Source organism: Janibacter limosus NBRC 16128, assembly GCF_001570985.1.
Taxonomy (GTDB): Bacteria; Actinomycetota; Actinomycetes; order Actinomycetales; family Dermatophilaceae; genus Janibacter; species Janibacter limosus.
This window is the reverse complement of sequence record NZ_BCSS01000068.1, coordinates 1-7,760: the sequence shown is the minus strand read 5'-3', so window position 1 is coordinate 7,760 and position 7,760 is coordinate 1. Positions and strand designations below refer to the sequence as shown.

At 70.2% G+C, this 7,760-nt stretch carries 8 protein-coding genes and 1 tRNA gene; 7 read left to right on the top strand and 2 right to left on the bottom strand.

Annotation, left to right across the window (positions count from 1 at the left end):
- The 3 genes from JLI01S_RS15930 to JLI01S_RS15920 all read left to right on the top strand — a co-directional run.
- Positions 1-480: FtsB family cell division protein (locus JLI01S_RS15930; RefSeq protein ID WP_218005535.1), on the top strand; the 480-nt coding region annotated here is incomplete at its 5' end.
- Positions 477-1,013 (top strand): DUF501 domain-containing protein, encoded by a 537-nt coding sequence (locus JLI01S_RS15925; protein ID WP_068266493.1) that lies wholly within the window; start codon positions 477-479, stop codon positions 1,011-1,013. The genes JLI01S_RS15930 and JLI01S_RS15925, both read left to right, overlap by 4 nt.
- A complete protein-coding gene (locus JLI01S_RS15920; RefSeq protein ID WP_068266492.1) occupies positions 1,010-2,005 on the top strand; it encodes a Ppx/GppA phosphatase family protein in 996 nt (331 codons plus the stop codon). The genes JLI01S_RS15925 and JLI01S_RS15920 overlap by 4 nt, the downstream gene beginning before the upstream one ends.
- Positions 2,006-2,024: 19 nt before the next feature.
- Here JLI01S_RS15920 and JLI01S_RS15915 read toward each other — a convergent pair.
- Positions 2,025-2,101: transfer RNA gene (locus JLI01S_RS15915), tRNA-Leu, on the bottom strand.
- A 477-nt stretch (positions 2,102-2,578) separates the two neighbouring features.
- Entirely contained in the window at positions 2,579-3,409 is an 831-nt protein-coding gene (locus JLI01S_RS15905; protein ID WP_068266487.1) for a siderophore-interacting protein, read from the bottom strand.
- Positions 3,410-3,574: 165 nt separating this feature from the next.
- Here JLI01S_RS15905 and JLI01S_RS15900 point away from each other — a divergent pair, with 165 nt between their 5' ends.
- From JLI01S_RS15900 to JLI01S_RS15885, 4 genes are all read left to right on the top strand, one after another.
- Positions 3,575-4,957, top strand: coding sequence for a cystathionine beta-synthase (locus tag JLI01S_RS15900; protein ID WP_068266496.1), 1,383 nt, complete (start codon positions 3,575-3,577; stop codon positions 4,955-4,957).
- Between the two features lie 2 nt (positions 4,958-4,959).
- Positions 4,960-6,141, top strand: a complete 1,182-nt coding sequence (locus JLI01S_RS15895; RefSeq protein WP_068266484.1) for a cystathionine gamma-synthase — start codon at positions 4,960-4,962, stop codon at positions 6,139-6,141.
- A gap of 169 nt (positions 6,142-6,310) precedes the next feature.
- Positions 6,311-7,342 carry a Bax inhibitor-1/YccA family protein gene (locus JLI01S_RS15890; protein WP_068266482.1) on the top strand — a complete coding sequence of 344 codons (1,032 nt, stop codon included), beginning with the start codon at positions 6,311-6,313 and terminating at the stop codon, positions 7,340-7,342.
- Entirely contained in the window at positions 7,339-7,596 is a 258-nt protein-coding gene (locus JLI01S_RS15885; RefSeq protein WP_068266479.1) for a hypothetical protein, read from the top strand. Before JLI01S_RS15890 ends, JLI01S_RS15885 begins: the two co-directional genes overlap by 4 nt.
- Positions 7,597-7,760 lie beyond the last annotated feature (164 nt).

The following is a 7,760-nucleotide window of genomic DNA, read 5'->3' as shown; positions in this document are numbered from 1 at the left end:
CCCCGCACGACCCGGCCGGCCGGCCGCGCGACGGGGCGCAGCCCCCGGCCACGGACCGGAGCAGCCGCTCGCGAGGCGCAGCAGCGTCGCGCGGTGATGACGACCCGCAGGTGGGTGGTCCTCGGATCGCTCACCGTGCTCCTGGCCGTCATGCTCGTGCCGACCGGCAAGTCCTGGTACGACCAGCGACAGCGCCTCGCCGGCCTGCACGAGCAGGTGTCGGCACAGGAGGCCAATGTCGAGGGCCTGCGGCGCGAGCGCGAGCTGTGGGAGACGGACGAGTACGTCGAGGCACAGGCCCGCAAGCGGCTGAAGTTCGTCATGCCGGGGGAGCGGTCCTACACGGTCATCGACCCCGAGGCTGACGCGCCCGAGGTCGACCCGGAGACCGGTGCGGTCACCGCGCCGTCCACGCAGCCCTGGTACGAGCAGGTCTCGTCCTCGGTGTCCGCAGCCGACGATCCCACCTCGCCGCAGTGAGGCCTGACGAGTGGGGCAACGACCTTGACCGGGTCGACCCCGTGGACCTCGAGATCGTCCAGCGTCAGCTCGGCCGTCCGGCCCGCGCGACGGTCGACGTCGCCCACCGCTGCCCGTGTGGCGGACCGACAGTCCTGCGCACAGAACCGCGCCTGCCCGGGGGCACCCCCTTCCCCACGACCTTCTACGCGACCTGTCCGCGCCTGACCGGGGCGATCTCGACCCTGGAGTCCAGTGGGCTGATGGCGCAGATGTCCCAGCGGCTCCTTGAGGACGAGGACCTGGCTGCCCGGTACCGCGCAGCCCATGAGGACTACTTGGCGCGTCGGGCCGAGCTCGGTGACGTCCCGGAGATCGAGGGCATCTCCGCCGGCGGCATGCCGAGCCGCGTCAAGTGCCTGCACGTCCTCGTCGCGCACTCGCTGGCCGCAGGGCCCGGCGTCAACCCGCTCGGCGACGAGGCCCTCGACCTGCTGCCCCAGTGGTGGTGCACCAGTCCGTGCGTCAGCGCGGACGAAGGGAGCCAGCCATGAGAGTCGCCGCCATCGACTGCGGGACCAACTCGATCCGTCTGCTCATCGCGGACGTCGACGAGGCAGCCTCTGAGACGCCTTCCTTCGTCGACGTCGTGCGTCGCAACGAGGTGGTGCGACTGGGGCAGGGTGTGGACACCACGGGCTACCTGGCGCCCGAGGCGCTCGCCCGGACCCTGGACATGTGCCGTGAGTACGCGGAGCAGTGCCGTCACCACGCGGTGCCGCCGGGCAATGTCCGCTTCGTCGCCACGTCGGCCTCGCGGGATGCCAGCAACGCTGTCGAGTTCGTCGCCGGGGTGCGTGCGGCCTTCGGTGAGCTCGACGTCGCCCCCGAGGTCGTCGCCGGCACCGAGGAGGCCGCGCTGAGCTTCAGCGGGGCCACCGGCGGACTCCTCGCGGCCGGCTTCGAGGGGCCCTACCTCGTGGCGGACATCGGCGGCGGGTCGACCGAGCTCGTGCGCGGCACCCACGAGGTCGTCGCCGGGACCTCCCTCGACATCGGCTCCGTGCGGCTCACCGAGCGGCACCACCGCACGGACCCACCCACCCAAGAGGTGATCGACGCTGCGCGCTTCGACATCGCCGAGGCGCTCGACGAGGCCGAGGCCCAGGTCGGTCTGGGGGGCGTCACGACGATCGTCGGGCTGGCCGGGTCGGTCACCACGGTGGCGGCGCTGGCCCTCGAGCTGGACTCCTACGACCCCTCCGCGATCCACCTGGCCCACATCTCCATCGACGAGATGATGACCGCGTGCGAGCGACTGATCCTCAGCACGCGCGCCGAGCGGGCCGCCCAGCCCTTCATGCATCCCGGTCGAGTGGACGTCATCGGCGCAGGCGCGCTGATCTGGTACGAGATCCTCGAGCGGGCCCGCGGCGCCAACGGCCCCGATCTTGTCGTGACGGTCTCCGAGCGTGACATCCTCGACGGCATTGCGTTGTCGATCGTGCGTCCTGCTGTCGTGGAGGACGAGTCCGCGACGGACTGAGCGTCGTCAAGGACCAGGGTGCGGACGATGGGATTCGAACCCACACATTCGACAGGAATTTTAAGTTCCCCGGCTCGCCAGTTGGCCTACGCCCGCTTGCGATTGCGACTCCGATACGTCGGGGTCTGAGCATGGCAGTTCGGACAGAGTAGCTCCACGTTGTCCAGCTGGTTGTTGCTGGGGTTTCCATCGCGGTGCTCCAGCTCGAGCGGGATGGACTGACCCTGCCACTCCGTGCCGCCGCACGTGTTGCACACCCACTCGAAGACGCCAGCGCGCATGAGGCGCAACTGTCAGCCCCTTGTTCCATGCCTGACCGCGAAAGTGAGTCGTGTCCAGCCCGGCGACGTCGATGGCTCGCCTGACGGATGCGTAGTTACCGCCAGCCACCCGCAGTCCAAGACGACCGATGACCTGAGCCAAGGAGGTCGACGATTGGACTGCCTCCTTGAGGTCCTGATCGGCCCATCCCCTTTTGTGACCTGACATGTGCAGGACCATGGCATCGAGGTCCGACAACGCCTGATACACAGTCGGACGGAGGCGGCCAACCGCGAGTCCTCGTGACCCGGATCAGTCCTCGATCGTGCCGATCGGTGTCTTCTTCTCCGCCTGGAAGGCGTCCTCGGTGCGGCCGCGGGCCCAGTACCCCGAGATCGAGATGGCCGCGCGCGGCACCTCACGTCGCTTGAGCACGACTCGCACGCACTTGATCGACTCGCGCTCACCATGGGCGAAGACCTGCACGGTCTCCTCGGACAGTCCCTGCGGCCAGGCGACCGCGTCGACCGCGCGGGCGAGGAACTCCACGTCGGCGATGTCGGGGTTGACGAGCCAGCGCACCTCGACGCCCACCGGCGCGGTGAGCTCGAGGACGTCCTCCTCCAGCTCGACCTCGATGAGGACGACCCCCTTCGTCTCGGCCGGCAGTGCCTCGAGCGAGGCCGCGATGGCCGGCAGCGCGGACAGGTCACCGGCGAAGAGGTGCCAACCGACATCGGCCCGGGGTGCATAACCACCGCCCGGACCCATGACCACGGCCACATCGCCCACCGTCGCCTGCTGGGCCCACGGGCCGGCGTACCCGGTGTCGCCGTGGGTCACGACGTCCAGGGTCAGGCGCAGAGCATCCCGGTCGATCGCCCGGACGGTGTAGGTCCGGGTCACCGGCTGCTGGTCGCCCGGGAGGCTCTCACGCAGCTCGGCCAGGTCGAAGGGGGGTTCCAGCCCGAGGGCAGGGTCGACGAAGAGCAACTTCACATAGGCGTCCGTGGACTCCTGCGCGCCGAAGTCGGCCAGGGACTCGCCCGTGAGTACGAGGCGCACGAGGTGCGGCCCGAGGCGCTCTGTGGACTGGACGGTGAGCACGCGCTGCGGCCGTGGCTTCCTGGGGGAGGGAGGCATGGGGATCCGATCACTCGAGGTCCGGCGGCGGCAGGCCAACCGAAAGGTTGTTCGCTCAACAAAGGATACCCTTACCTGATTCTTGGGCGGTGACCGACCCCTGCAGCCGGCGCCCGGTCGGGGGGCGTTGTCCACGGCCGGATGATCCGTGCCACGATGCTGAGCATGCAGATCGCAGACCACATCACCGACCTGATCGGCAACACGCCGCTGGTCAAGCTCTCCTCCGTCGCCCCCGCCGAGTCCGGTCTCGTCGCGGCCAAGGTCGAGTACCTCAACCCCGGCGGCAGCGTCAAGGACCGGATCGCCCGCAAGCTCATCGACGCGGCGGAGGCCTCCGGCGAGCTCAAGCCGGGCGGCACCATCGTCGAGCCCACCTCCGGCAACACCGGTGTCGGGCTCGCCCTCGTCGCGCAGGAGCGCGGCTACCGCTGCATCTTCGTCTGCCCGGACAAGGTCGGCAAGGACAAGATCGACGTGCTGCGGGCCTACGGCGCCGAGGTGCAGGTCGTCCCGACGTCCGTGGCCCCCGACCACCCGGACAGCTACTACTCCGTGAGCGACCGTCTCACCGAGGAGATCGACGGGGCGTGGAAGCCCAACCAGTTCTTCAACCTCAACGGTCCGCAGGCGCACTACGAGAGCACCGGCCCGGAGATCTGGGAGCAGACCGACGGAGAGATCACCCACCTCGTCGCCGGGATCGGGACCGGTGGCACGATCACCGGCACCGGCCGCTACCTCAAGGAGATCTCCCAGGGCCGCGTCAAGGTCGTCGGTGCCGACCCCGAAGGCTCGGTCTACTCCGGTGGGACCGGCCGTCCGTACCTCGTCGAGGGTGTCGGCGAGGACATGTGGCCCGGCGCCTACGACCCCTCGGTGCCCGACGAGGTCATCGCCGTCAATGACGCGGAGGCCTTCGCGATGACGCGCCGGCTCGCCCGCGAGGAGGGGTTGCTCGTCGGCGGCTCCAGCGGCATGGCCGTCGTCGCAGCGCTCCAGATCGCCGAGCGCGAGGGGCCCGACGCCAAGATCGTCGTGCTCCTGCCCGATGGTGGCCGTGGCTACCTGGGCAAGATCTTCGACGACGAGTGGATGGCGTCCTACGGATTCCTCCCCGGCGACGAAGGGAGCGAGTCCAGCGTCGGCGATGTGCTGCGTGGCAAGGGTGGCGAGCTGCCCGCCCTGGTGCACACCCACCCCAACGAGACCATCCGCGAGGCCATCGACATCCTGCGTGAGTACGGCGTCTCCCAGATGCCGGTCGTCGGCGCAGAGCCCCCGATCGTCATCGGCGAGGTCGCCGGGGCGGTCAACGAGCGCGACCTGCTCACGGCGGTCTTCGAGGGACACGCCTCACTCGCCGACCCGGTGAGCGCGCACATGGGCGCCAAGCTGCCGCAGATCGGTGCCGTCGAGCCCGTCGGTGCGGCCACCGAGGCGCTCGAGCACGCGGATGCACTCCTCGTCGTCGAAGGCGGCAAGCCGCTCGGCGTCATCACCCGGCAGGACCTGCTGGGCCACCTGTCCAACCGAGCGAAGGGCTGACCATGGGAGAGCACAAGAGCGCGGCGGACGCCCGCGCCAGCCAAGGGTTTTCCACCCGAGCCATCCACGCGGGTTACGAGCCGGACCCGTTGACCGGTGCGGTCAACGTGCCGATCTACGCGAGCTCGACCTTCGCGCAGGACGGCGTGGGCGGCATGCGCAGTGGCTTCGAGTACGCCCGCACCGGCAACCCGACCCGTCGGGCGCTCGAGGCCAACGCGGCCTCGATCGAGTCGGGCACCTACGGCCGCGCCTTCGCCTCCGGGATGGCGGCGACGGACGCGATCCTGCGGGCCTCCCTTCGTCCCGGCGACCACCTGGTGATCCCCGACGACGCCTACGGGGGCACCTTCCGCCTCATCGACAAGGTCTTCGCCGAGTGGGGGATCGAGCACACGCCGGCACCCGTCGGCGATGTCGACGCCATCCGCTCGGCGATCCGGCCCGACACCAAGCTCGTCTGGCTCGAGACGCCGACCAACCCGCTGCTCAACATCGGGGACATCAGTGCGGTCGCCGAGGTGGCGCGTGCTGCCGGAGCACGGCTCGTCGTCGACAACACCTTCGCCAGCCCGTACCTGCAGCAGCCGCTGACGCTGGGCGCCGACGTCGTGGTGCACTCGAGCACCAAGTACCTCGGCGGCCACAGCGATGTCGTCGGCGGTCTCCTCGTGACCGATGACGAGGAGATCGACGCACAGGTCGCCTTCCTGCAAAACGGCTCCGGCGGTGTGCCCGGACCCTTCGACGCCTACCTGACCATGCGGGGCATCAAGACCCTCGGCGTGCGCATGGACCGGCACTGCGACAACGCCGAGGCCGTCGTCGACATGCTGTCCGCCCGGTCCGAGATCACCGCGGTGCTCTACCCGGGTCTGCCGGAGCACCCGGGCCACGAGGTCGCTGCCCGGCAGATGTCGCGCTTCGGCGGGATGATCTCCGTCCGCCTGGCCGGTGGGCGCGAGGCCGCCCAGCAGCTGTGCGCTCGCACCGAGGTCTTCACGCTCGCCGAGTCCCTCGGCGGGATCGAGTCGCTCATCGAGCACCCGGGCGCGATGACGCATGCATCGACCGCCGGATCGATGCTCGAGGTCCCCGACGACCTCGTGCGCCTGTCGGTCGGCATCGAGGACGTGTCCGACATCCTGGCCGACCTCGAGCAGGCGCTCGACGGCCTCGCCTGAGGCTCCTCCCGCTCCCGGATCGAGCGCGTCGACCGGCCCCGCACAGCCTCTGGTGGTGCGGGGCCGGTCGCTGTCTGTGGAGGGGGGGAACACCACGCCCAGCGTGAGCGCTTACTCTGGGGACAGTCAGCGGCGACCTGGCCGCGCCCGCCCCTCACCAGGAGCACAGATGAGCAACCCGATCCTCGACCGGGTCGAAAAGGACGCGCAGCGTGGCTACGCGGGCTTCCGCGACACCGGCGCCCCGCAGCAGGGCTACGGTCAGCCCCAGGGCGGATACGGCCAGCAGGGCTACGCGCCCCAGCAGGGCGGCTACGGCCAGGCACCTGCCGGCTACGGCCAGGCACCTGCCGGCTACGGCCAGCAGCCCTACGGCCAGGCTCCCGCCGGCTACGGCCAGCAGCCCTACGGCCAGGCTCCCGCCGGCTACGGCCAGCAGCCGCAGCCCGGTTTCGGCCAGCCCGGACCCGTCGGCGGCCTCGGCGGTGACGGCGGCGGCGGTCGCGCCATCACCCTCGATGACGTCCTGATGCGTACCGGCGCGCTGTTCGCCGTGATGCTCGCGGTCGCGGCGATCGGCTGGGCCCTGGCGTCCATGCTGCCCGCGATCGGGGGCGCGATGATGATGATCGGCCTCGTCGGCACCATCGGCATGAGCCTGTTCATGATGTTCCGGCGCAAGCCGGTCGGCGCGGTCGTCGCCGTCCTGTACGCGGTCCTCGAGGGCGCGCTGGTCGGCCCGATCAGCGCGTTCTACCACATGGCCTACGACCCGGCCGGCTCGAGCGTCTTCGAGTCGATCGTCACGCAGGCGATCCTCGCGACCCTGTGCGTCTTCGGCGCGATGCTGGTCCTCTACCGCACCGGCGTGATCAAGGTGACGCAGAAGTTCCGCGCGATCGTCAGCATGATGATCGTCGGCTACTTCGTCTTCTCCCTGATCAACCTGGGCTACATGATGTTCTTCGACGGCTCGCCCTTCGGCTTCGGCGGCACGGGCTGGCTCGGTATCGGCATCTCGGTCTTCGGCACGGGCCTCGCGGCCGTCACCCTCGCGCTGGACTTCGACGCGATCGACACCGCGATCCGCACCAGCGCTCCCGTCAGCTACGGATGGCACCTGGCCATCGGTCTGCTCGTCACCCTCGTCTGGCTCTACCTCGAGCTGCTGCGCCTGCTGGCCCGGCTCCGCTCGGATTGATCCCGGACGACACCGCGACGGAGCTCGGCCGCGCGGTCCGCAGGTGGCAGCAGCTGCCGCTGGACCGCGCGGCCGACGCGCTTCCCGGGGTGCACGCGCTGTGCGCGGAGCTCGCGGGGGAGCCGCTCCCGGACCTGGGCCCGGCGGTCGCGATGGACCAGCTGCGGGTGGTCGTCTTCGACGCCTGCAGGGGTGCAGGCAGCCCCCCGCACCTCGCGCAGCGGCTCGCCGAGCTGCGGCTGACCTGGTCCTGAGTGACCGGGTGGAGGTATCCACACCGATGAATCGCCCGCGCGTATGCCTCCAGTCGACGAAGCGCCGACGCGGATGGACTGCGACCCGCTGATGATTCGTCCGCGCGTATACCTCCACCGAGCGTGGCGGGCCCCGCCACCCCGGACAGGGCGAGCCTCAGACG

What these genes read in the sequence shown, in the direction of transcription:
- JLI01S_RS15895 (WP_068266484.1), top strand. Translation starts at nt 4,960, where the DNA reads ATGGGAGAGCACAAGAGCGCGGCGGACGCCCGCGCCAGCCAAGGGTTT.
- JLI01S_RS15900 (WP_068266496.1), top strand. Translation starts at nt 3,575, where the DNA reads ATGCAGATCGCAGACCACATCACCGACCTGATCGGCAACACGCCGCTG.
- JLI01S_RS15890 (WP_068266482.1), top strand. Translation starts at nt 6,311, where the DNA reads ATGAGCAACCCGATCCTCGACCGGGTCGAAAAGGACGCGCAGCGTGGC.
- JLI01S_RS15905 (WP_068266487.1), bottom strand. Translation starts at nt 3,409, where the DNA reads ATGCCTCCCTCCCCCAGGAAGCCACGGCCGCAGCGCGTGCTCACCGTC.
- JLI01S_RS15920 (WP_068266492.1), top strand. Translation starts at nt 1,010, where the DNA reads ATGAGAGTCGCCGCCATCGACTGCGGGACCAACTCGATCCGTCTGCTC.